This window comes from Bacillus inaquosorum, assembly GCF_023238325.1.
In the GTDB taxonomy this organism is placed as follows: Bacteria; Bacillota; Bacilli; order Bacillales; family Bacillaceae; genus Bacillus; species Bacillus inaquosorum.
This window is the reverse complement of record NZ_CP096592.1, coordinates 327,421-352,042: the sequence shown is the minus strand read 5'-3', so window position 1 is coordinate 352,042 and position 24,622 is coordinate 327,421. Positions and strand designations below refer to the sequence as shown.

Annotated in this window: 22 protein-coding genes and 1 pseudogene; 8 read left to right on the top strand and 15 right to left on the bottom strand. The window is 46.2% G+C overall.

All coding sequences use genetic code 11. From position 1 onward, the window contains the following. Positions 1-26: 26 nt before the first annotated feature. Positions 27-1,478 (top strand): uroporphyrinogen-III C-methyltransferase, encoded by a 1,452-nt coding sequence (gene cobA / locus M1M80_RS01875; RefSeq protein ID WP_080428958.1) that lies wholly within the window; start codon positions 27-29, stop codon positions 1,476-1,478. A gap of 30 nt (positions 1,479-1,508) precedes the next feature. On the opposite strand, the gene ffoR is transcribed toward cobA, so the two are convergent. Beyond that, positions 1,509-2,519: a ferredoxin--NADP(+) reductase gene (gene ffoR, locus M1M80_RS01870; RefSeq protein WP_019257422.1), complete on the bottom strand. Its 1,011-nt coding sequence runs from the start codon at positions 2,517-2,519 to the stop codon at positions 1,509-1,511. A gap of 162 nt (positions 2,520-2,681) precedes the next feature. Here ffoR and M1M80_RS01865 point away from each other — a divergent pair. From M1M80_RS01865 to M1M80_RS01855, 3 genes and pseudogenes are all read left to right on the top strand, one after another. After that, a pseudogene (locus M1M80_RS01865) lies at positions 2,682-3,536 on the top strand (alpha/beta fold hydrolase). 96 nt (positions 3,537-3,632) lie between these two features. Further along, positions 3,633-4,517 (top strand): permease, encoded by an 885-nt coding sequence (locus M1M80_RS01860; RefSeq protein WP_080010737.1) that lies wholly within the window; start codon positions 3,633-3,635, stop codon positions 4,515-4,517. Between the two features lie 4 nt (positions 4,518-4,521). Then, a complete protein-coding gene (locus M1M80_RS01855) occupies positions 4,522-5,373 on the top strand; it encodes a TIGR03943 family putative permease subunit (protein WP_003241171.1) in 852 nt (283 codons plus the stop codon). A gap of 37 nt (positions 5,374-5,410) precedes the next feature. On the opposite strand, the gene putR is transcribed toward M1M80_RS01855, so the two are convergent. The 7 genes from putR to M1M80_RS01820 form a co-directional block, all read right to left on the bottom strand. Next, on the bottom strand, positions 5,411-6,646 hold the full coding sequence (gene putR / locus M1M80_RS01850) for a proline utilization transcriptional regulator PutR (protein WP_003241173.1): 1,236 nt from the start codon (positions 6,644-6,646) through the stop codon (positions 5,411-5,413). A 151-nt stretch (positions 6,647-6,797) separates the two neighbouring features. Beyond that, complete coding sequence (putP, locus tag M1M80_RS01845; protein ID WP_080428957.1) at positions 6,798-8,252, bottom strand: sodium/proline symporter PutP; 1,455 nt, start codon at positions 8,250-8,252, stop codon at positions 6,798-6,800. 91 nt (positions 8,253-8,343) lie between these two features. After that, positions 8,344-9,891 carry an L-glutamate gamma-semialdehyde dehydrogenase gene (gene pruA, locus M1M80_RS01840; protein WP_060397884.1) on the bottom strand — a complete coding sequence of 516 codons (1,548 nt, stop codon included), beginning with the start codon at positions 9,889-9,891 and terminating at the stop codon, positions 8,344-8,346. Positions 9,892-9,908: 17 nt separating this feature from the next. After that, a complete protein-coding gene (putB, locus tag M1M80_RS01835) occupies positions 9,909-10,820 on the bottom strand; it encodes a proline dehydrogenase PutB (RefSeq protein ID WP_080010736.1) in 912 nt (303 codons plus the stop codon). 189 nt (positions 10,821-11,009) lie between these two features. Further along, the gene (locus M1M80_RS01830; RefSeq protein WP_003241177.1) at positions 11,010-11,792 is read right to left on the bottom strand and encodes a nucleotidyltransferase domain-containing protein; all 783 of its coding nucleotides are present in this window, start codon (positions 11,790-11,792) and stop codon (positions 11,010-11,012) included. An 84-nt stretch (positions 11,793-11,876) separates the two neighbouring features. After that, complete coding sequence (cah, locus tag M1M80_RS01825; protein ID WP_060397883.1) at positions 11,877-12,833, bottom strand: cephalosporin C deacetylase; 957 nt, start codon at positions 12,831-12,833, stop codon at positions 11,877-11,879. Between the two features lie 71 nt (positions 12,834-12,904). Further along, positions 12,905-13,879 carry a LysR family transcriptional regulator gene (locus M1M80_RS01820; RefSeq protein ID WP_060397882.1) on the bottom strand — a complete coding sequence of 325 codons (975 nt, stop codon included), beginning with the start codon at positions 13,877-13,879 and terminating at the stop codon, positions 12,905-12,907. 116 nt (positions 13,880-13,995) lie between these two features. On the opposite strand from M1M80_RS01820, the gene M1M80_RS01815 reads away from it, so the two are divergent. After that, positions 13,996-14,754: a class I SAM-dependent methyltransferase gene (locus M1M80_RS01815; protein WP_060397881.1), complete on the top strand. Its 759-nt coding sequence runs from the start codon at positions 13,996-13,998 to the stop codon at positions 14,752-14,754. 30 nt (positions 14,755-14,784) lie between these two features. On the opposite strand, the gene M1M80_RS01810 is transcribed toward M1M80_RS01815, so the two are convergent. Then, positions 14,785-15,345: a shikimate kinase gene (locus M1M80_RS01810; protein ID WP_060397880.1), complete on the bottom strand. Its 561-nt coding sequence runs from the start codon at positions 15,343-15,345 to the stop codon at positions 14,785-14,787. A 271-nt stretch (positions 15,346-15,616) separates the two neighbouring features. On the opposite strand from M1M80_RS01810, the gene tmrB reads away from it, so the two are divergent. Beyond that, on the top strand, positions 15,617-16,210 hold the full coding sequence (gene tmrB, locus M1M80_RS01805; protein WP_060397879.1) for a tunicamycin resistance ATP-binding TmrB: 594 nt from the start codon (positions 15,617-15,619) through the stop codon (positions 16,208-16,210). Between the two features lie 49 nt (positions 16,211-16,259). On the opposite strand, the gene nadE is transcribed toward tmrB, so the two are convergent. Next, positions 16,260-17,078, bottom strand: coding sequence for an ammonia-dependent NAD(+) synthetase (nadE, locus tag M1M80_RS01800; protein WP_003241188.1), 819 nt, complete (start codon positions 17,076-17,078; stop codon positions 16,260-16,262). 132 nt (positions 17,079-17,210) lie between these two features. Next, complete coding sequence (locus tag M1M80_RS01795; RefSeq protein WP_019257412.1) at positions 17,211-17,807, bottom strand: DUF1989 domain-containing protein; 597 nt, start codon at positions 17,805-17,807, stop codon at positions 17,211-17,213. Between the two features lie 130 nt (positions 17,808-17,937). On the opposite strand from M1M80_RS01795, the gene M1M80_RS01790 reads away from it, so the two are divergent. Continuing rightward, positions 17,938-19,278 (top strand): amino acid permease, encoded by a 1,341-nt coding sequence (locus tag M1M80_RS01790; protein WP_032732283.1) that lies wholly within the window; start codon positions 17,938-17,940, stop codon positions 19,276-19,278. A 1-nt stretch (position 19,279) separates the two neighbouring features. Here the strand turns inward: M1M80_RS01790 and M1M80_RS01785 are convergent, their stop codons facing one another. The 3 genes from M1M80_RS01785 to M1M80_RS01775 form a co-directional block, all read right to left on the bottom strand. Further along, the gene (locus M1M80_RS01785) at positions 19,280-20,041 is read right to left on the bottom strand and encodes a YqcI/YcgG family protein (protein WP_003241194.1); all 762 of its coding nucleotides are present in this window, start codon (positions 20,039-20,041) and stop codon (positions 19,280-19,282) included. Positions 20,042-20,110: 69 nt separating this feature from the next. After that, positions 20,111-20,740, bottom strand: coding sequence for a LysE family translocator (locus M1M80_RS01780; RefSeq protein ID WP_044453439.1), 630 nt, complete (start codon positions 20,738-20,740; stop codon positions 20,111-20,113). 73 nt (positions 20,741-20,813) lie between these two features. Then, complete coding sequence (locus tag M1M80_RS01775; RefSeq protein WP_003241197.1) at positions 20,814-21,278, bottom strand: MarR family transcriptional regulator; 465 nt, start codon at positions 21,276-21,278, stop codon at positions 20,814-20,816. A gap of 112 nt (positions 21,279-21,390) precedes the next feature. Between M1M80_RS01775 and bmr3 the strand changes: the two genes are divergently transcribed. After that, positions 21,391-22,929 carry a multidrug efflux MFS transporter Bmr3 gene (gene bmr3 / locus M1M80_RS01770; RefSeq protein ID WP_060397878.1) on the top strand — a complete coding sequence of 513 codons (1,539 nt, stop codon included), beginning with the start codon at positions 21,391-21,393 and terminating at the stop codon, positions 22,927-22,929. A 41-nt stretch (positions 22,930-22,970) separates the two neighbouring features. Here the strand turns inward: bmr3 and M1M80_RS01765 are convergent, their stop codons facing one another. Then, entirely contained in the window at positions 22,971-24,596 is a 1,626-nt protein-coding gene (locus tag M1M80_RS01765; protein ID WP_060397877.1) for an L-lactate permease, read from the bottom strand. Positions 24,597-24,622 lie beyond the last annotated feature (26 nt).

Sequence of the window (24,622 nt, the reverse complement as noted above, 5' to 3'; positions counted from 1 at the left end):
ATTTTTTACAGTGACGGAAGGATGACATGACCATGAAGAACGGAATCGTATATTTCGTGGGAGCCGGCCCCGGCGATCCAGGGCTGCTCACCATTAAAGGAAAACAGGCGCTGGAGGAAGCAGATGTCATTTTATATGACCGGCTCGCCAACCCGAAGCTGCTCGAATTTGCATCACCGGACTGCGAGTTTATTTATTGCGGAAAACTGCCAGACCGCCATTTTATGAAACAAAGAGAAATTAACGCCCTGCTGGTTGAAAAAGCATTAAAGGGGTTAACCGTCGTCCGTTTAAAAGGCGGAGATCCGAGCGTATTCGGCAGAGTCGGCGAGGAAGCAGATGCTCTCCATGAGCACGGCATCCGCTATGAAATGGTGCCGGGAATCACCTCTGGAATTGCAGCGCCGCTATATGCGGGCATCCCTGTCACGCATCGGGATTTCGCATCGTCTTTTGCCATGATTACAGCGCATGATAAATCATTAAAAGGCACGCCGAATCTTGACTGGGAAGGGCTTGCCCGGAGCGTTCAAACCCTTGTCTTTTACATGGGCGTCAAGAATTTACCTTATATTTGCAAGCAGCTCATTGCGTACGGAAAATCTCCTTCCGTCCCTGTCATTGTGGTCCAATGGGGAACATGGGGCCGACAGCGGAGTGTGAAAGGATCGCTTGAGAACATTCAGCAAAAAGTTCAGGAACACCAGATCACAAACCCTGCGATTATCGTCATCGGAGATATCGTCAACTTTCAAACACACAGCTGGTTTGAAAGCAAACCACTCATCGGACAGCATATGATGGTTGTCACTCATGGCGAAGATGAAGACCCGCTTGCAGACAAGCTGCGCGATTCCGGTGCCGATGTCATCGAATGGCCGAAATGGCGGACTGAGAATACGCCCGTCAATGAAGAGATTCTTCAAAAGATCGGCACCTTTGAAGACATTTTTTTCACATCGCGCCGTGCGGTTTGTGAATTTTTCCAAACACTTGCTTCCAAGAAAATCGACATCCGCCAGCTGACAGCCGGACTGAGTGCGGCATCTGAACATGCAGAGACAGAGCTTGAAAAACGAGGTTTTCGCGTCTCCGCCAGTCAGCCTGAATCTGAAAAACGTCTTGTTGTCGGGAGCCGCCATGCAGTGGAAAACATGCAGACGCAGAAGCCCTGTTCGTTTTATGTCACCCATGAAAATGTTATAGATGACCGGTTCACCCACATGATTCAGCGAACCATCAGTGAATCTCCGTTGCACATGATCATTTGTCCGAGCAAACCGTCCGTTCAGCAATTGATCAGCGCAGGCGAACAAATTGGCATCTCGCCGGAACCGTCAGCAAGCCGACCTCCCATCGTCTGCATAGGCGATGACTCAGCTGCCGGTGCTTATGGATTCACAACTGTCCAAGAACAGGAGGAATTGTTTGCTCTCATTCAGAATCAACAACCGAAAAAAAAGCTCCTTCACAGCTGATTGCAAGCAGCCCTTTTCTCAAGGGCTGTTTTATTTATGCACCAATTTTTTGTGATGGGTTGAATACATCGCCATATTCTCGGCCTTAGGGTCCAAATAAGCCTTCGCGCTGTTGACCGCTGTCGGGCCTTCCGTAAAGCCGCCGGCAATCAATCTCAGCTTGCTTTCATAAAAAGCCGCATCACCCGCTACAAACACGCCCGGAAGATTCGTCCGCATATGTCTGTCAGCTTTCACCCTGCCTTCTTCAATCTCCAGCCCCCACTCTTTCATCGGCCCGAGATCAATTTTGAACCCATGATTAATGATCAGCTCATCAACCTCTATGTCTTCCCTATGGCCAGACGCAGTATGACAAACGGTCACACTTTGGATTCGCTCATCATTACCGCTCAGCTGCTCCAGCCTATAAGGAGTAAGCACCCGTACCGATGATTGTTTCATTTTCGTCACGCTGCTTTCCATTCCGCCGAATTCCTCGCGCCGGTGAACGACAGTCACAGACGCCGCAATCGGTTCCAGCTCATTGGCCCAATCAACCGCAGTATCTCCGCCGCCTGATATTACGACCCGCTTGCCTTTAAACGCATCAAGCTTCTCAACCCCGTAATGAAGATTTTTGCCCGCGTACCGGGTCGCATCCTCACTGTCAAACTCATTGACCTCAAGTGTCCCCATGCCGACAGCTAAAATGACGGTTCGTGTATAATGCTTTTCTCCTTCAGAACCTGTCAGCACAATAGTGCCGTCATCAAGACGTTCAAAGCCGGTCACGCGCTGATTCAGCACGATGTCAGGGTCAAACGTCGCCGCCTGCTCCTTCAGCTGTTCGATCAGCTGCTTTCCCGCAATCCCCGGTATTCCGCCGATATCGCGAATGATTTTCTCAGGAAAGAATAAAGACACCTTCCCTCCAAGCCGCGGCAAAAATTCGATCACTTTCGTTTTCAGCTCCCGCATCCCGCAGTAAAAAGCCGTAAACAGCCCGATCGGCCCTCCGCCTATAATCGTAACGTCATATACCTCTTGATTCTCAGCCATCCGTCCTGCCTCCCGTACACATCTATATCAAATCATTTTAATTGAGAATGAATATCAATACAAAGTATATCATATTTTACGTGCCTTTGTTTATTCATTTCTTCTTCTTGTGGTAAATTGTTGAAAACCCTATAATAGGCAAAAAACAAATGGGAGAAACAGATGAAAAGACGAGTCAGAACGATCACTTTCGAAGGACTTACACTAGAATATTCTGTGACAGGCAAGGGAGCCCCCATTATGGTCATGCATGGCGGGCATTCAAATTGCTACGAGGAATTCGGGTACACGTCGCTGGTCGAGCATGGGTACTCCATCATCACGCCTTCAAGGCCCGGCTACGGACGAACGTCAAAAGAGATTGGAAAAAGTCTTGCCGACGCCTGCCGTTTCTATGTGAAGCTGTTAGATCATTTACAAATCGACAGCGTCCATGTGATTGCCATCTCAGCAGGCGGCCCGAGCGGCATATGCTTTGCCTCACATCATCCAGAAAGGACAAACACTCTGACCCTGCAATCCGCGATCACCAAAGAATGGCTCACCCCTCAAGACACGGAATACAAAGTTGGGAGAATCCTCTTCCGCCCTCCGGTGGAAAAGTGGCTGTGGAAGCTGGCTTCTTCTCTGAATAACGCCTTCCCGCGTTTGATGTTTTGAGTTATGAGTCCGCAATTCAGCACGCTTTCGTTTCAGCGAATCAAGTCCATGATGGATGAAAAAGACATAGAAGCATTTCGAAAAATGAACAGCAGGCAGCGCTCAGGTGAAGGATTTCTGCTCGACTTGCCACAAACCGCCGCTGTCTCTTCAAAAGAGCTGCAGGCCATCACATGCCCCGTACTGATTATGCAAAGCGTTTACGATGGATTTGTCGACTTGTCACATGCACATCATGCAAAAGAACACATTCCTGACGCTGCTCTCTGTTTGATTCACTCATGGGGGCACTTGATTTGGCTTGGGAAAGAAGCTGCTGAAACAGACAGAATCATACTCGAATTTTTGGAATCCTAAACAAGGTGAAACAATCCTTTCCCCTCCTCCGTCAAACAAGCAGTGCCTTTTTTCTGGTAACATAAGAGGCAGCTTAACATGAGCGGAGGTTTTATTGTGACAGCACAATCATCTTTTCTTCAGCTGAATTCTATTTTTATCAGCATTTTAATAGAAGCCATTCCGTTTATTCTGATTGGCGTCATACTTTCCGGAATCATTCAAATGTTTGTTTCTGAAGAAATGATTGCGAGGATCATGCCGAAAAACCGCTTTCTCGCCGTTTTATTCGGTGCGCTGGCCGGGGTTTTATTTCCTGCCTGCGAATGCGGTATCATCCCGATTACGAGGCGGCTTCTGTTAAAGGGGGTTCCTCTGCATGCGGGCGTCGCTTTCATGCTGACCGCGCCTATCATTAACCCTATCGTTTTATTTTCCACTTATATTGCGTTTGGGAATAGATGGAGCGTTGTCTTTTACCGGGGCGGACTGGCGCTCGCCGTTTCGGTGATCATTGGGATCATCTTATCCTATCAATTTAAGGATAATCAGCTTTTAAAGCCTGATGAACCCGGGCATCACCATCATCACCACCACACCCTGCTTCAAAAGCTGGGAGGGACCTTGCGTCACGCCATTGATGAATTTTTCTCCGTGGGAAAATATTTAATCATCGGCGCCTTTATCGCTGCTGCTATGCAGACGTATGTCAAAACATCCACTCTGCTTGCGATCGGGCAGAATGATGTATCCTCTTCCCTCGTGATGATGGGACTGGCGTTTGTCTTGTCGCTTTGTTCAGAGGTCGATGCGTTCATCGCGTCTTCCTTCAGCAGCACATTTTCATTAGGATCGTTAATCGCCTTTCTCGTCTTTGGCGCGATGGTGGATATTAAGAATCTATTGATGATGCTTGCGGCCTTCAAAAAACGATTTGTTTTCCTGCTGATTACGTACATTGTCGTGATTGTCTTAGCGGGATCACTACTGGTAAAGGGGTGATTGGATGTTTCGTCTATTGGTGCTGATGGGATTTACGTTTTTCTTTTATCATCTGCATGCCTCAGGAAATCTAACAAAATATATCAATATGAAATATGCCTATCTTTCCTTTATTGCGATCTTCCTGCTGGCTATTCTGACAGTCGTTCAAGCATATGTATTTATCAAGTCGCCTGAAAAAGGCGGGCATCACCATGATCATGATTGCGGGTGCGGCCATGATCACGAACATGAACAAAACAAGCCATTTTATCAGCGTTATTTGATTTATCTTGTTTTTATTTTCCCTTTAGTGTCAGGCATCTTCTTCCCGATTGCGACGCTTGACTCATCCATTGTTAAAACAAAAGGGTTCTCGTTTAAGGCGATGGAGAGCGGGGATCATTACTCCCAAACACAGTATTTGCGGCCAGATGCCAGCCTTTATTATGCGCAAGACAGCTATGACAAACAGATGAAACAGCTGTTTAATAAGTATTCCAGCAAGAAAGAGATTTCTCTGACTGATGATGATTTTCTAAAAGGAATGGAAACGATATATAACTATCCGGGTGAATTTCTCGGGCGGACGATTGAATTTCATGGATTTGCGTACAAAGGAAACGCGATTAACAAAAATCAGCTTTTCGTATTGAGGTTTGGCATCATTCACTGTATCGCTGATTCCGGCGTGTACGGGATGCTTGTGGAGTTTCCTAAGGACATCAACATCAAGGATGATGAATGGATTCAAATTAAGGGCACGCTGGCCTCAGAATATTATCAGCCATTCAAATCAACGCTCCCTGTTGTGAAAGTGACTGACTGGAACACCATTAAAAAGCCTGATGATCCGTACGTTTACAGAGGATTTTAAGTGAAGACGAAACCAGTACAAGTACTGGTTTCTTTTTTTATTTCTTTTTCATCAGCATCAAATCCAGATAGAGCTGGCATCGCGTTCTGAAATCGCTTAAATCAATCGACGTCATTTCAGTAATCTGTTTGATGCGGTAATTCAATGTATTTTGGTGAATAAACAGCTGTTCTGCTGCTGGTTTTGTTTTGCAGTTGTTGAGGAGATAGACTTCCAGCGTTTTCAGGAGCTCGGTGCTGCTTTCTTGGTCCTTTGCTTTTAATAAAGCCAAATCCTTATTCTCGTATTCTAAAAACTCATTTTTCTGTTCAATGCTTTCTAAATAGCGGTAAATGCCGAGTTTGGCATATTCATATGGAATGTTTTCCTGGTTGCCGGTGATTTCTGCGGCTTTGATGACTTCAAGTGCTTCTGTGTAGCTCTTGCCTAGTTTTAAAAGGTGATCATATTCGTTTCCGATACCGATATAAATAGGGGTAGGTATTTTTTGAAAGTGAAAATGTGTTAACAGCTTGTTAATAAATTCTGAAGCTGCCGAGGAGACGGAGCTTTTTTGGGAAAAACTCGCTACGACGATGACAATATTTGATTCGATCGTTAAGACATGACTGACTTTATCCCGCAAATTCAGGTACGACCTGATATTTTCCTTTAAATCCTCAACCGCTTCCCCATCCCCATTCGCGGCGTGCAGGATGACAACTGAAAACATCGAAGGCAGCACGGTGTTGATTCTTTCAGCTTCCCGTCTAAGTTCCTTCTCAGAGATAAATTGCTGATAGATGGCCCGTTTGATGAGATCCTCTGCTTTTTCTTCCTTTTCCTGTTTCAGCTTGTTCGTTTTATAAATGATTTTCCCGACATGAAAAGAGGTCTCATACAAAAAGTCGAGCTCTTCGTCCGTCAGATTTTGGTCCAGCTCCTGAACCCAGATGTAGCCCATAACTTCCCCTTTGTGCTTCGCACTCACGACCACCCTCTGGTTTAACCCAATGCTTTCAATTTTATTGACGCGAAAAGGCTCAGGTTCTGTTTTCAGTTTTTCAATGATTCCGTCCTTCAGAAACCTCTCAAAAATCTGAACCGGACATTTTTTTGAAAAAATAGTCTGCTGGTTGGCAGAATCAAAATGGTTAATATAGTAAGAATTATAGGCTAACAAAAAGAAATCCGCGCTTTCCAGTATGACTGGTTTCTGCAGTTCATAACTGATAAAATCAATCAGCTTATCAACATCTGAAAATGAAAAAACTCTCTCTAAAAGCTCTTCCATACCTTTTTCTCCTATACTTTTTTTACTTTAATCATATCCATACGGGGGCTTTTTGTATAGAAAAAAATACGTTTGTTTCCAAAAGAAAAAACGTCCGCTTAAAAGGAGAAAAGAGGAAAAAGGGACAACCCCTTCCTCCTCCTTTCGATCTTTATTGAGACATTGTATCGTGGTAGTCGTTGAACTGGTCTGTGACAGCTTGTGACGGAGCCTGCGTCAATACACTGACGACAAAAACAGATAATAGACTCGCAGCAAAACCAGGTATCATTTCATACAGAAAGTCCGAAAGACCGGCATTCGCCCAAATGATTACAGTTGCTGCTCCCACAATCATGCCGGCGAGTGCCCCCCATTTGGTCATTCGTTTCCAAAACAGACTGAGCAGTACAACCGGCCCGAATGATGCACCGAAGCCCGCCCACGCGTAGCTGACCAATCCAAGGATCGTATTGTTTTTCTCCCAAGCCAGCAGTAACGCGATGATTGAAACAGCCAGAACAGCCAAACGGCCCAAAAACACAAGCTCTTTATCAGAAGCTGAGCGTCTGAACATCGACTTATACAAGTCTTCTACCAGAGAACTTGAGGTTACAAGCAGCTGGGAAGAAATTGTACTCATAATTGCAGCCAAAATAGCTGAAATCAGAAAACCTGTGATAAGCGGATGGAACAAAATATTCCCTAATTGAATAAAAATCGTCTCTGGGTCCTTCAGTGTCATGCCGCGCTGATGGTAATAAGCGATTCCGCCCAAACCGGTCAGCACTGCGCCGACTGCGGACAAAATCATCCAGCCCATTCCGATTCTGCGCGCTCTTTTGATCTCTTTGACAGACGTTATCGCCATAAAACGCACAATGATATGCGGCTGGCCAAAGTAGCCCAAACCCCAGGCAAACAAAGAAATAATACCAAGGACGCTTGTTCCTTTGAAAATATTAAACATATCTGGATCCACAGAGCGGATTTCAGCAACTGTATCACCTGCTCCTCCCGTGTGGAAAAACGTAACGATCGGAACAAGAATGAGTGCGGCAAACATAATGATCCCCTGAACAAAATCTGTCCAGCTGACTGCCAAAAAGCCGCCAAACAGGGTATATGCCACAACAACACCAGTCACAATCCACAAACCGGTGTGATAATCCATCCCCAAAATACTGTTGAATAAGACACCGCCGGATACCATTCCGGACGATACATAAAACGTAAAAAAGACTAAAATCACAATTCCTGAAAACAGTCTGAGAAGCTTTGTTTGATCTCCAAAGCGATTTTCAAGGAATCCTGGAATTGTAATGGAATTCCCCGCTTTTTCAGTATAGGTTCTCAGCCGCGGCGCAACATAGAGCCAGTTCGCCCATGCTCCAAGGCAAAGTCCGAACACAATCCAAACCCCGCTCAGACCTGTTGAAAACATGGCGCCCGGGAGCCCCATCAGCAGCCAGCCGCTCATATCGGCAGCGCCCGCACTGAGAGCGGTTACAGCAGGACCTAAGGAACGTCCTCCCAGCATGTAATCCGTCAGATTCGACGTACGCTTGTAAGCAAAGTAGCCGATCAGCAGCATCCCCGCCATATAAATACAAATCGAGATAATCAGCTGTGTGTTTTCTATGGCACTTCCTCCTCTTTTTTATAGTATATGGATGAAATGGACATCCCCGCAGGGAGGATGCCCATTTAGTCCCGCTTTAGAACATTTCACTGATTGTTTTTGCCTGCATGTGCAGTGCCAAGTAATCCGGCCCGCCTGCTTTTGAATCCGTTCCGGACATTTTGAAGCCGCCAAACGGATGATAGCCGACGATAGCGCCTGTACAGTTGCGGTTGAAGTACAGGTTTCCGACATGGAATTCCTGTTTCGCACGCTCGATGTGCTTGCGGTTGTTTGTGATAACCGCGCCTGTCAAACCGTATTCAGTATTGTTTGCCACTTCTAAAGCTTCATCAAAGTTTGACACTTTAGAAAATGCAACGACAGGTCCGAAAATTTCTTCCTGCATGAGTCTTGCTTTCGGATCAAGGTCAGCGAAGATCGTCGGTTTGATGAAGTATCCTTTCGAATCGTCACCAGTACCGCCGCTTACTAAACGCCCTTCCTGTTTTCCGATCTCAATATAGCTCATAATTTTATCATAAGAACCTTGGTCAATGACAGGTCCCATATAAACATCCGCACTGTCAGGTTTTGCTGTTACTTTTGATTCCGTAATTTCAATGACACGCTCTAACACTTGATCATACACTTTTTCATGGACAACTGCACGTGAACCTGCAGAACATTTTTGTCCCGCAAAGCCGAACGCTGATGTAAAGATGGATTGAGCCGCCAATTCAATGTCCGCATCCTCATCGACAACAACCGTATCCTTACCGCCCATTTCAGCGATGACACGCTTTAAGTGCTGCTGGCCTGGCTGAACTTTCGCCGCGCGTTCGAAAATTCTCGTACCAACTTCTCTTGATCCCGTAAATGTGATAAGGCTTGTTTTCGGATGGTCAACAAGGTAGTCGCCGACTTCCGCTCCGCTGCCGGGAACAAAGTTGACTACGCCTTTCGGCAAACCGGACTCTTCAAGCACCTCAACGAATTTCGCAGCGATGACAGGTGTTGCGCTGGCAGGTTTTAGAACGACTGTGTTTCCAGTAACGATCGGCGCCACTGTTGTTCCTGCCATGATCGCGAACAAGAAGTTCCAAGGAGGGATGACGACTGTTACACCAGTTGGCGTGTAGACATATTGGTTTTTCTCGCCTTCACGGCTGTTGACCGGTTTGCCTTTTGCCAGTTCGATCATTTGGCGCGCATAATACTCCATGAAGTCAATCGCTTCAGCCGTATCAGCATCCGCCTCGTTCCACGGCTTTCCTGCTTCTTTTACAAGCAAAGCGGAGAATTCATGTTTTCTTCTGCGGACTTTGGCAGCAGCGCGGAACAGGACAGCCGCTCTTTCTTCCGGAGATGTGTATCTCCACTCTTCGAATGCTTTCGCAGCCGCTTCAATCGCTTGCTCAGCGTGCTCTTGGGAAGCTTTTGACACTCTGCCGACGACTTCTTCTTTATCAGCCGGGTTGATAGAAACGATTTTTGCTTCTGTTTCCACTCTCTCGCCGTTAATGATAAGCGGATAGTCTTTTCCTAAATATTCGCTTACTGTCGCAAGCGCTTTTTTAAACGCTTCCACGTTGTTTTGATCCTGGAAATTTGTGAATGGCTCGTGTTTGTAAGGTGTTGTCATGATAATCTCTCCTTTTTTTACTTCTTTGTCATTCCTTTGAAAGCAAATGCAATGTTTGACGGACGTTCTGCAAGGCGTCTCATAAAGTAGCCGTACCAATCTTCGCCGTAAGGCAGGTAGACTCTCATGTTATAACCTTCTTTTACGAGGCTGAGCTGGGTTTGCGACCGCATGCCGTACAGCATCTGAAATTCAAACTTGTCATTGGCAATGCCATTTTCCTTGGCAAGCTGCTTTGTGTAGTCGATCATTTTGTCGTCATGTGTGGCAATCGCTGTATAGTGACCGTTTAAGAGCTGCTTCCGGATGATTTTTTTGTAATTTTCATCGACATCGCTTTTCTCCGGGTAAGCTACTTTTTCTGATTCTTTATAAGCTCCTTTTACAAGGCGAAGGAACGGGTTTAAAGAATCCAAATCGTCAATGTCTTTTTCCGTCCGGTACAGATAGGCTTGCAGCACTGTGCTCACATGCTCATATTTCTTTCTGAAATCTTTGAAAATATCAAGCGTTTTCTGGCATCTGACTTCATCTTCCATGTCAATGGTGACCATGATTTTATGCTTCTCGGCCGTCTGAAGGATTTTCGTCATATTTTCATATACCAAATCCATATCTATATCGAGACCTAGAGACGTCATTTTTAAAGAAACGTGTGAGTTCAGCTGCTGATCAGCAATCGTCGCAATGGTTTGAATGCACTCTTCCGTACGCTCCCGTGCGACCTCGGCACTGTTCACAAACTCGCCTAAATGATCGACAGTAACTGACAAGCCTTGACTGTTAAGCTGTCGAATGGTCGGGATTGAACTGTTAAAATCATTCCCGCCGATAATTTTACCCGCTGCTACCCGGCTTCCCCAGTTCTTTGCCATTTTATTGAGAAAGCCGCTTTTGGATAAAAATAAGAAAAAATCTCTTGTGATCACTTCCAACCTCAACACCCCGCAATCTAAGAAGTATTTGTATGAGTTTATTGTAAATGGACAAAACCGCGGTTCACAATATTCTCAAAATACAAAGATTCTGATAATTTTTGTGAGTTTGCCACAATCAGATAGTTAGAAAGTCGGGGGACATTCTGTCGAATAAAGGAGAAAAGGAAGCGACAAAAAACATCAGCTTCCTCCATCCTTCCACACTTCTTCAACCGTATTCAAAAGCAAACGATTCAATTCAGGTGTCATATCCTTTTTTTCTGCTTTCAGCGATTTTGCTGCTTCCATGATTCTTTCAATTTCCGTTTCAATGAATTGGTGAATGACATGAATTCTCGCTTCGAGATCAAGCTCTTCGCCTCTTTTTTTCCGTTCAAGCAAGGTTTCCATTTCTGCCTTCAGTTCGGGTTCAGTAACAAGTTCATCCATCAAAACCGTAAAATCCATTGGCGGAATGGTTCCGTGCTTTTCAATCCATTTGCAAGCCAAAATAGGCCGAAGCACGTAGAAATATTTTTTGATTTTGACCTCTTGCCCTTGAAGGTAATCCTTGACGTTCCTTCTCGCCATATTGATATAGTGATACACGCTTGCTTCAGGCTTAAATGCCTCCATCCGCAGTTTTCTTAACCGCTCTGCGGTCGTAAATGCTTCATAATACACAATGTCTGAGGAAAGCCATTCAAGGAGCGGCGGGTTTGATTTTTTGAAGAGGCGCAGCGTCTTTCTCAGCTCCCAGCCGCTGATATCCAGCAAATCGTGAATCGGTTCCTCAATCACATCCCGCTCCTGTTCAATTGAAAAATACCACTCCTTTTTCGGCACATAAATAAAGCGGACATCATAATCACTGTCCTGCGACGGGAATCCCCATGCGCGGCTTCCTGACTCAACGGCATATACGATTTTGACTCCATATGACTGCTCGATTCGTTTTAATTCATCAATGATCCTTTGTTTCATATCTATTCGTCTCCAGTCTGTTCTCATTCCGGCAGTTTGCAGAAAAAAACCGCCTGATGATACGCGGCGGCTTTTCCCGTTTAATCAGCCTTTAAGGTGCTGCTTAAAGAAAGCAAGTTTTTCCGTTTGAAAGGCAGGGATATACTCATGCCCGAAGTAGCGGTACACCTTTAGCTCTTTCTCTGTCTCCAAGTGGTTGTATGCGGCAAACACGGTGGACGGCGGCGTGACCTTGTCAATCAGACCGATCGACATCAAAACAGGCACCTTCACTCGGTCAGCGAGATTCATAATATCGAAATATGAAAGTGTCTTCATCGCCTGTTCTTCCCTTTCCGGGCTGCCATTTCTTCTGAAGAAGGAATTAATTTCAAGGTACGGCTGTTCAAGTGCCACATCAATGGCCCGTTCAAAGTTGCTTAAGTAAGGATAATCGGCAACCGCGGCTTTCGGAATGTCTGATAGAGCCGCTGCGGCAATGGTCAAGCCTCCGCCTTGGCTTCCGCCTGTCACACCGATTCTTGTTTCGTCAACTTCGTCAAAGCTGCTGATCACTTCAAGTGCCCGGACGGCGTCCAAATAAACGCCCCGGTAATAGTATGTATCTTTATCAAGAATTCCTTTCGTCATCCAGCCCAAAGCGTGACCGTGCGGAGAAATACTCGTATCCTCGCTGCTCTGCTGGCCGCGGACAAGCATGCCGAATGCGGCGTATCCGTGGAGCGCCCAGTTCACCATTTCATGAATCTCACCGTCATAGCTTGCGTTGTAGCCGTGATATTTAACGATCGCCGGATGCGGGCCTTCCTTGTCAGGCACCGCGTACCATCCGGCAATGCGGGCGTTTCCAAAGCTTTTATATGTGAGGCGGTACACCTTTACTCCATCAGCAGGATAATCAACCGGCTGTAAATCAGGTGCTGCTTGGACTTTCGCAAGTTCACCCAAAGACGATTTCCAAAACTCAGAAAAATCTTTCGGCGCTGTTTGTTCAGGCTTATACGTTTGCAATTGGTCGAGCGGCATATCGAATAGTTGCATTTCCGATTATTCTCCTTTGTTTTATAAGATTTAGTTTGTATTCCTATACTACCACGTTTAGAACCTGTTTTCTAAATATTTTCACTTTTGTTTCCCAGACTGCCTTCATCAAACGTTTGTTTAAGACTTTCCCGGCTCAGTTCCATAAAGGCCTGAGCTGTCAAGCTGACGTAGTGGTTCTTCAAAAATACAAAGACGAGGGTTCGTGATGGCGCTGATTGAATAGATAAATAGATCACACCAGGATCTTTATCCCTTCTGACCATATTCGGCGCCATTGTCACACCTAAACCATTGGCCACAAGGGATTGGGCGGTTTCAATATGGCTCGTCTTAAAAGCTGTATTCGGCTTAAAGCCGCTTTCCGCACAGAGATCGAGAACTGTCCTGCGAAAACCGAAGCCTTCTTTTAACAGAATAAAAGGCACGTGCCTCACCATTTCAAGCGGTACGCACGGCTTGCGGCCCTCCTCTCCCTCCAGCGCTTTCTCAATCAGCGCGATCATTTCCGGCGGCATCCACCTTTGTTTTTCCTTCGGCACTGCGAGAACAATCGGTTCCGTGAGCAACGGTGTAATGGCGAGCCGTTCATCCTCGATCGGCAAGGATAAAACAGAAAGGTCAACCTCTCCCTTTGCCGTCTTCTCTTCTAAAGAGACCGGATCTTTTTCAACAAGCTGAACCTCCACATGAGGATAACGGGCCAAAAACTGCTTCAGCAGAGACGGAAAGATATATCTCCCCGTTACAGCGGGAATCCCAATGGAAAGCTTGTGTCCGAGCCCCTGCGACCGCTCCTGCATCTCCCGGAGCAAATCATCTCTGGAACGAATAATGTCCTCGGCTTTTTCAATGAATCGCCGGCCGTGGGGTGTCAGTGTAACAGAGCCGTGGGATCTGTGAAAAAGGGTAAGCCCCAGCTCAGTCTCAAGCTTTTTGATTTGCTGGCTGAGAGATGGCTGAGCGATATGAAGATGCTCTGCTGCCTTTGTAAAGCTTTGGCGCCGGGCGATTTCCGCTGCGTATTCCATCACTTTAATATCCATTTCAGCCTCCATAGGTTGATCCTATCGTTTTTATCATTTTTATATCTTGGACGAATCATAACAGAAATTGCTAACATAATCCATATCATCATTTACAAAAAAAGGGGCTGGTTCACATGACAAATGAAACACCGTTTTCTAAAAACGCCGAGATGTATCGGGATGAGAAGGTATTTGCCGAGGGGGAAGATTTGGGGTTGATGATCAAAACGGCGGAATGCCGGGCTGAGCAGCGGATGCTGGATATCGGAGCGGGTGCTGGCCATACGGCGCTGGCATTTTCTCCATATGTGCAGGAATGCATCGGTGTTGATGCGACGAAAGAGATGGTTAAGGTTGCGTCCTCCTTTGCGCAAGAAAAAGGAGCGGGAAACGTACGCTTTCAGCAAGGAATGGCCGAGTCACTCCCCTTCCCCGACGATTCATTTGATATCATCACCTGCCGATACGCGGCCCACCATTTTTCAGATGTCCGCAAAGCCGTCAGCGAAGTTGCACGCGTTCTGAAAAAGAACGGACGTTTTCTCTTGGTCGATCATTACGCGCCTGAAGATTCCGTTCTTGATGAGTTTGTCAATCATTTGAACCAGCTCCGAGACCCTTCCCATGTCCGGGAAAGCTCATTATCAGAATGGCAGTCAATGTTCACCGCCAATCAGCTGGACTATCAAGACATCCAAAAGTGGAATTTGCCGATTCAATACGAAAGCTGGATCAAACGGGGCGGAACCCCCGCCGATCGGGAAAAACAGATTATCAGCCATTTACATCAGGCATCAGAAGAAGCACGTGATACGTTCTCCATCAAATTGAAACAAAACGGACAGCCCGACTCCTTTTGCTTAAAAGCCATTTTGATACAAGGCGTAAAATGATAGAAAAAGCCGTGCGCACCGCACGGCTTTTTACATTGGCTGATAAAGATCCCAGCCGATTTTTAATGTCTCTACAATATAATCGGCGACCTCCTCAGGAGAAAGGTTGTCTGTCGCCACTTTTGAATTGTGTTTGTTGTAAATGACTTTTCTTTCGTTAAACAGCTGTTCCATTTCATCCATTGAACGGTTATGCAGCACAGGGCGGCTCTCGATCAATAAGTCCGCGCGCTGCTTCCAGTTCTCCCATGACAGGTCCAGATGAAGCACGAGACAGTTTTCCAGACAGCACTTTCTGATTTCCTCTTGTTTAAAAGACCCGCCGCCCAGAGATACAATTTTGAATCGTTTATGATGGCAGATGTCTAAAATATATTCCTTCTCCGTTTTCCGGAAAAAGTCTTCTCCCTTTTCCTCAAACATCTCAGGAATTGTCATCTTGAAATCCTTTTCGATCTCTTGGTCAATATCGATAAAATCTCTATATAATTTCTTAGCGACCAATTGGCCGATTGTCGTTTTTCCTACACCCATGAATCCGATCAGGACGATATTTCTTTCTCTTACTGGGATGGCTCGTTTAGCGTTCATCTTCGGCGAAATCCTCCTAAGGAATGAAATTTTATATTCATTATATGCTTATTTTGCGAATATTTATATAGATACCGGCTTGCCCGTCCTTTTCCGTTCAAACGTTTTTGCCTGAATGACATTCATTGTACAACATTTCCACAGATATTTTAATACTTCGACGCAAAAAAGCATTAAAACCTTTCAAGCTCACTGCTTTTATTGTTTTTCCTGCTGACTCTTCGTTCGAAGGGTCTTTTTTTGTATCATAAGTGAGAAGGGAGAAATGGAGATGATCATTTGGATAAACGGGGCTTTCGGTTCCGGAAAAACACAAACAGCCTTCGAACTGCACAGAAGGCTGAAACCGTCGTACGTGTATGATCCTGAAAAAATGGGATTTGCGATGCGCTCCATGATACCTCCGGAGATCGCGGAGGACGATTTTCAAAGCTATCCCTTATGGCGGGCATTCAATTACAGCTTGCTTGCCTCCCTGACCGATACATACCGCGGCATCATCATTGTGCCTATGACGATTGTACACCCTGAATACTTTAATGAGATCATCGGCAGGCTCAGACATGACGGCCAGACGGTTCACCACTTTACACTAATGGCTTCAAAGGAAACCTTGTTAAAACGGCTGCGCACAAGAGCAGAAGGAAAAAACTCATGGGCCGCCAAACAAATCGACCGCTGCATTGAAGGATTGTCATCACCAGTCTTTGCGGATCACCTCCAAACAGACAACATGTCGATTCAGGATGCGGCAGAAACCATTGCCGCGAGAGCCAAGCTTACATTAGACCCTGATACGAGAGGCAGCCTCCGAAGGTTCACCGACAGATTGATGGTAAAGCTGAATCATATCCGCATCAAATAAAGATCCTGCACATGACAAAAGCCCGCTCCGAGAGCGGGCTTTCTTCATTTTATTTCCACCAGTCATCAAACATAGACGCCGGAACCTGACGTTTATGCTCAGTTATGCTGTAGCGTTTTTCCAGCGCTTCTGACACTTTCGCTGATACTTCTTTTCCTTCGAGATAATCGTCAATCTCCTCATAGGAAATGCCAAGCTCTGTCTCATCCGCCTGCTGCGGTTTTTCGTCGAGCAGATCGGCAGTTGGTTCTTTTAGATATAAGCGTTCCGGTGCACCCAGCTCTTTCAGCAGGCTTCTTCCCTGACGCTTCGTCAATCCAGTCAGCGGCAGGAGGTCGGCTCCGCCGTCACCGTACTTCGTAAAGAAACCAGTGACAGCCTCAGCTGCGTGGTCAGTGCCAATGACAAGAAGGCCTTCTTGTCCGCCGATCGCGTATTGAGCGATCATTCTTGTTCTTGCTTTTACGTTCCCTTTATTAAAGTCAGTCAGCTGATCGCCCGTTTCCTGCTGATATTGATCAGAAAAAGCGCTGACGGTCGATTTAATGTCGAACTTCCATGATTTATCCGGCTTAATAAACTTCAAAGCAAGCTGTGCATCGTCTTCATCCTGCTGTGTGCCATGCGGAAGACGGACCGCGATAAATTGAGCGTCTCCGCCCTCCTCGCGAATGCTTTCCACCGCCAGCTGGGCAAGGCGCCCCGCAAGAGTTGAATCCTGTCCGCCGCTGATTCCCAATACAAAGCCTTTAGCGCCGGTTTTCTTTACATATTGTTTTAAAAAATGGATTCGGTCCTCAATTTCTTGCTTTGGATCAATTGAGGGCTTCACATGTAATTCACGCATAATCTTTTCCTGCATGCTCATCCCAATCATTCCTCCTGTACAGTTTCGCTGTTTCTTATTTGATCATTTCCCCAAATTGATGAAAATGAATCATGACAGTTATGTATCCCCTTAAATATAGCACAGGTCTTCATTCACAGTGAACAAGAGAGATCAGCTGACTTCCACCCGTATTGACGTTACACTATCGCCATTGCACTTACCTTTTTCTATCGGGCAGGAAGAAAACGCGACAACCAAATCCATTTCCGCCCGCAGCCTTACATAATCCCCGGCATTTGAAAGGGGCGTTTCCACAGACAGGTTCCCTTTCTCATCAAGGACAGTATTCATAAAAATTGCAAACGGGTAATGCATGTGGGGCTTCGGCACGCCAAACTGCTCAAGCGCACGGTTCATATTGTCATAGCACGTATCCTGAAACTCATCCTTTTGCTTGCCGTATAAGAGCCTGTTCATATCAGGACGGCAGGCGGGGAGCAGCAGATCATGCTTGCCGACCGTATCCTCAATCAGCGTCAGCATCGGTTTGTACAGATTGGAATAGAGATGGTCGTTGACCTTCACATGAATGGAATGATTGGCATCAATCGTCGCTCCCTGATCAAGGTGTTCATAAAAATCCTTGGCATGGTACGCGACAAAATCAGCAACCTGCTGGCCCTCAACATCAACCACCTTCAAAATCTGCCCCTTTTTCAGCTTCAGCCCAAGCCCTTTCTTCGGCTCTACGATATATCGCTGTGTCATCGGCTCGCTCCTTTTTTCCATTAGTATGAGCGTTCGCCGCCTTCTCCATGTAAAAAGAGGCAAAAATCCGATGTATATAAGCTTCGGGCGGGTCGCAATCTAACCTTAGATAAAAGGGGTTGAAATGATTATGAGTCAAACAAAACAAGATCAGCAAAAAGGAAATTTAGCTTGGTGGCAGCTGTCATTAATCGGGATCGGATGCACAATCGGAACTGGGTTTTTTCTCGGTTCCAGCATCGCAATAGTGAAAAGCGGTTTTTCCGTTCTGCTTTCATTTCTAATTGGAGCGATCGGTACGTATTTTGTATTCGAACAGCTTGCCAAGCTGTCTGCAAAACATCCTGAAAAAGGCTCGTTTTGTTCGTATGCGAGGAAAGCATTCGGAAGATGGGCCGGCTTCAGTAACGGCTGGGTGTACTGGACATCAGAAATGCTGATTACCGGAAGCCAGCTGACAGCCATTTCACTATTTACGAAGCATTGGTTTCCTCAGGTGCCGTTATGGGTGTTTGCTTCAATCTATGCGGTACTTGGGCTTCTCATTATTTTCACCGGACTGTCTGTTTTTGAGAAGACTGAAAATGTACTGGCAGTCATCAAAACAGCCGCTATTTTTATGTTTATTGTCATTGCCATCCTGGCATTATGCGGCATCCTATCCGGCGGAAGGCCTGATGTACAGGTTCCAAATAAGACGAGTGAGTTTTTCCCTTTCGGCGCCATGGGGCTGTGGACAGGCTTAATCTACGCGTTTTACGCCTTTGGCGGAATTGAGGTCATGGGGCTGATGGCGGTTCACTTAAAGAAACCAGAGGAAGCGTCTAAATCAGGAAAACTGATGCTGGCGACGCTTGCGATTATTTATATTATTTCAATCGGGCTGGCTTTGCTTTTGGTTCCGTTACACAAGTTTACAGAACAGGACAGCCCGTTCATTACATCGTTAAAAGGATACAACCTTGAGATCATTCTCGATATTTTTAACGGGATTTTCATTATCGCCGGGTTCTCGACCCTCGTCGCTTCGCTATTTGCGGTTACGACATTGCTTTGTACGATGGCTGATGACGGCGACGCGCCGAAATGCTTTACCTTAAAGGAAGGCAAAAAAATATGCTGGCCGGCACTGGGGCTGACGTTTGCGGGGCTTGTCTTATCCATTATTCTGTCCTTGGTGCTGCCCAAAAACATTTATGAGCACATGACGACAGCAGCGGGGCTTATGCTTTTATACACTTGGCTGTTTATCCTGTTCTCCAGCAAAAAGCTGACTGATCCTGAGGGAATGGGGAAAACGCAAATTTATTTAGCGATGATTCTGATTGCTGCGGCTGTGTCAGGTACATTGTTTGAAAAATCAAGCCGGCCCGGTTTTTTTGTGAGCATAGGTTTTCTCGCGATTATTGCCGTCGTTACCATGATCTATCAAAAAAAGCAGGGACATAAAGACCGCCCTGCCAGCTCGTGATTTATTTCATTTTGTTGAACATGTTCTTTAAATAAGAAAACGGGCACCTCGATACCTGTTTTTCGTCGTCACGGAGGAAATACTGTTTCCATTCGCGATTATCCTTTCCTCCGTACCAGCCTAATTGCGGGTGAATCGGAGCTTGATCGTAGGCCTTTAAACGGGATCGGATCAGCCTGCTCATGTTCCGGCCGGATACAGTTGAACCATTTAGGTCATCAAACACCCACCTTGGCTGAAACGCGATCATAAAATAGGGAAAGCTCCGGCTTCTTCTCGCCTCGTGCCCCGGTGTAGCGCACAGAATAAAGTATGGCTCACCGTCAAAACAAAACTCCCATTTATAATGCTCGGGATCGGCCGGAATGTCTTCCGGCCACTCTTTTTCATCTTGATGACTCAGTCTATTTAAAAAGCTCCAAAACAGCTCTTCATACGCTTCAATCGAATAGTGCTCAGCCAAATCTTCCGGTGTATCAAACAACACAACGAGAGATGCATACTTTCCAGTGTCCCGCGATATCTTTCCGTACTCCGCAAGCAATGGAGCCAGTTCCTCCGCCGTTCGGTTTTCCCGCGGATCTCCGGCAAAAGCAATGCGAAGCTGATCATTCAGAAATGACTGGCGTCCGGGAATGCATGGAAACGTATCCGCGTCATCCGCCACAGTTTCTGCCAGCAGCTCAAAAGCGATTCTTTGCCATTCAGGAAGCTCTTCTTGATTACGTTCCAGAAAACTTTTGGTGTAAATCCCATTCACCATTGATCCACCTCCAGTATCATCTGGATACTATATTAAAACTGGAGGCGGCAGGTGACTGTCCTTCATGAATCAGCCCAGTAACTGTTTGATGCCCTGATAACCGAAGTAAAAGCCAAATACAAGGAGGGATACACCAGCGATTCCGGTCAATCCTCTCAATAGCTTTTCATGAAGCAGATTTCTGAACATGCTGGCTGTGATAGCCATGCAAAAATCCCAGATTAAAATGCCGATCATGATGCCGGAGCTATAGATAAGAAGCTGATTCATATTGTAGGCCTCTGCTGTTTTCGCAAGTATGCTCCCGTAAATCCCAAGCCAAAAAAGGATGCTCAATGGATTTGACAGTGAAATGAGAAAACCCGAAGCGAACGTTTTCCTGTATGACGCTTTTCCCCGTGAGCTGCGCACATCCATCGGTTCTCTGACATTTTTCAGTGTTTCAATTCCGGTATAGGTCAGAACAAAAAAGCCGAAGAGCCACAAAAACGTTTTCACAAACGGAGCAGTCAAAAACTGCGACAGCCCGAAATAGATAAAAAGCATGTACAGTCCGTCCGCTGTCATGGCGCCTAAACCAAAAATCCATGCATGCCAAAAACCGTTTTTAATTCCTTTGTCTATTTGCGCCGCATTTACTGGTCCCACAGGCGCTGACAAGGACAGTCCCAGCACAATATAGCTCAAAAAAATGTTCACCAGCCCGTACTCCCTTCTCTTACGTAACTTGTACAATTTATTCGGGAACGGGCCAAGCTATGCACAATTTCGCTTACTGTTTCAGACGTTCAAGCTCTTCCTCCATGATATCGGCAGCTTTGCCTACGAAGCTGAAAATGAGTTCCAGTTCCTCTTCCGTATACTCGCGGCACAAATCCATCGTCGACTCTGACAGAGAGCGGAACAAATCCTTTACATGTTTTTTCGAAGCGGTCAAAGGGACGATCATGACTCTTCTGCGGTCGTTCGGGTCCTTTTCACGAGCCACATACCCCGCTTTTTCTAACCGATCTACAAGCGCTGTGACAGAACCTGTGCTGAGGCCTGTCTTTTTCCCCAGCTCTCCGGCCGTCATCGGTCCCGCTTCATTTAAGATGTCAGCTGATTTCAAATCGGTGGGAAACAGACCGAGAGCCTGAGCGGCTGCCTGATGAAACAGAACCGTTCTTGTGCCCAATTTCCGAAAAAGCTGAACGGCAGTCTTTTCCAACTCACTTCTGGAATTTCTTGTTGACAACTGACAGTCCTCCCTATAGAATCGAATTTATCTTGATAATCGAGATATTCAATGATCAAACTATTATCATGATATCAGAACTTACATAGAAAAGTAAGAGGAGGTAGAACAAATGGACACAACATCAGCAAAACAGGCTTCCACCAAATTTGTGGTCCTCGGTCTCCTGCTGGGCATCTTGATGTCTGCAATGGACAATACGATTGTTGCCACCGCAATGGGCAGCATCGTAGCCGATCTTGGGAGCTTTGATAAATTTGCTTGGGTGACGGCATCCTATATGGTGGCGGTCATGGCTGGAATGCCGATTTACGGCAAGCTTTCCGATATGTACGGCCGAAAACGTTTTTTCCTGTTTGGACTTATTTTTTTCTTAATCGGGTCGGCTTTATGCGGCATTGCACAGACGATGAATCAGCTGATCATCTACCGGGCCATTCAAGGGATTGGAGGCGGCGCGCTCCTGCCGATTGCCTTTACCATTATCTTTGATTTGTTTCCGCCGGAAAAACGCGGAAAAATGTCCGGCATGTTCGGTGCTGTATTCGGATTATCCAGTGTTCTTGGGCCGCTGTTAGGCGCGATCATTACAGATTCGATCAGCTGGCACTGGGTGTTTTACATCAATGTGCCGATCGGCGCATTGTCATTGTTTTTCATTATTCGCTACTACAAAGAATCTCTGGAGCACAGAAAGCAGAAAATTGACTGGGGCGGCGCGGTTACCTTAGTCGTATCCATTGTATGCCTGATGTTCGCCCTTGAGCTTGGCGGCAAAACATACGATTGGAATTCCATTCAGATCATTGGCCTGTTTATTGTATTCGCTGTTTTCTTCATTGCCTTTTTTATAGTGGAGAGAAAAGCGGAAGAGCCGATTATTTCTTTCTGGATGTTTAAAAACCGTTTGTTTGCCACAGCGCAGATTCTCGCTTTCCTGTATGGCGGAACATTCATTATTTTAGCGGTATTTATTCCGATTTTCGTTCAGGCGGTATACGGCAGTTCAGCGACAAGCGCGGGCTTTATTCTGACGCCGATGATGATTGGATCAGTCATCGGGAGCATGATAGGCGGGATCTTCCAAACGAAGGTCAGCTTCCGCAATTTGATGCTGATATCTGTTATCGCTTTCTTTATCGGCATGCTGCTTCTTTCCAATATGACGCCTGACACAGCACGGGTATGGCTGACAGTCTTTATGATGATTTCAGGTTTTGGTGTAGGCTTTAACTTCTCCCTGCTGCCGGCGGCTTCTATGAATGATCTTGAACCTCGTTTTCGGGGAACGGCCAACTCTACAAATTCATTTTTGCGGTCATTCGGCATGACCTTGGGCGTCACCATTTTCGGAACGGTGCAAACAAATGTATTCACAAACAAGCTGAGCGACGCCTTCAGCGGCGTGAAAGGCTCAGCAGGTTCAGGCGCGGCGCAAAATATCGGCGACCCGCAGGAGATTTTCCAAGCAGGAACACGCTCCCAAATTCCTGAGGCGATCCTGAATCGCATTATTGACGCAATGTCTTCAAGTATCACGTATGTCTTTTTGCTCGCTTTGGTTCCAATCGTCCTCGCGGCGGTTACCGTTTTGTTTATGGGAAAAGCCAGAGTGAAAACAACAGCGGAAATGGCGAAGAAAGCAAATTAACAAAAAAGCAGTACATGGCTGACATGTACTGCTTTTTTCGATTACAACCCTAATCTTGCAAGAATAAACGTCCATATACAAATGATCAATAACAGAATCAGACTGTACGCCACTGTACGCTTAAACAGTTTAGATTCCTTGCCAGTCTGTCCGACCGCTGCGGCGGCGATGGCGATAGACTGAGGAGAAACGAGTTTCGCCATCACCCCGCCCGCCGTATTTGCAGCTAACAGCAAATCAGAACCCGCACCGATCTGCGCTCCGGTGACAACCTGCAAATGTCCGAACAAAGCGTTATTGCTGACAACAGAACCGGTAATGAACACGCCGATCCAGCCGAGAACAGGACTGACAAACGGGAACAAATCTCCTGTTTTCGCCAGTGCCAACCCAATTGAAGAGCTGAGCCCTGCGAAGTTGGCCAGATTGGCAAACCCCATTACGAAGCAGATCGTGATAATCGGCACCCACAGCTCTTTTCCTGTCTCCTTCAAGGAAGCAAAGGCATCCCGATAAGAGAAATTTTTGCTGAACAGCCCTGTCACGATGACTGCCGCTAAAATCGCTGTACCAGTCGCTGACAGCAGATCGACTTTAAAGACTGCATCTAACGGCATGGCAGATGGCGCAATCGGCGGCATTTTCATAATTTGCTGATGCAGAAAAGGCATTTTCAATAATAGTGTTGTCTGATATAACAGCCCGCCTTCTTGGAATAGCGCTTTGAAAGCAGGAAGGCTCCAGATTGTGATCGCTGCAGTTAAAATGTAGAAAGGAGACCATGCTTTCGCAATGTCAGCGGCACTGTATGCCTTTTTCTCACCAGTCTCGCCGGCTCCTTCCTCCCGGTAAATCTCTTTCGGCTGCCATTTGCGGAGGAAGAGCGCAAGCCCGCCCATGCTGAATAAGGCCGCCAAAATGTTTGCTAATTCCGGTCCAAGCACCGCCATTGTCAGTGTCTGAACCGCTGTATACACACCGCTCACAACCAACAGGGCAGGCCATGTCTGTTTGATTCCCTTCATTCGGTCTAATAGGAATACAAGCAGAAACGGAATCAAAAATGAGATCATCGGCAGTGTCCACATCAATGTCCGTGACAGCTCAAGAGCAGACAAATCACCAATCTGTGCCCCTGTGATTACAGGAATTCCAATCGCACCAAAGGCTCCAGAGGCTGCGTTCGCAATCAAACAGAGCGCCGCCGCTTTTAACGGTTTAAAACCAAGTTCGACGAGCAACGCCGCACTAATCGCAATCGGAACACCAAAACCGGCCGCGCCTTCCAAAAACGCGTTAAAACAAAAACCAATTAATAATAGCTGTATTCTTTGGTCAGGCGAAATGCCGGCTATGCTGGAACGAATAATGGTAAATTTCCCGGTTTTCACTGCAATTTTATACAGCCACACCGCCATCAGAACGATGTAACCAATCGGCCATAAACCGCTCCCGATTCCTAGTAAAACAGAAGAAATTGCCTTTTCAACCGGCATATGAAATGCCAAAACGGAGACGAAGAAACTGACGGCTAGGGTAAGAAATGCCGCAAGAATGCCTTTCATTTTAAAAACAGTTAAAGCCAAGAGAAAAAAGAGAATCGGAGTGAGCGCCACAAGTGCGCTCACATACTCGTTTCCAAACGGATCATACAACTGCTCCCACATTGACAATCAGCCCTTTACTCTATAGT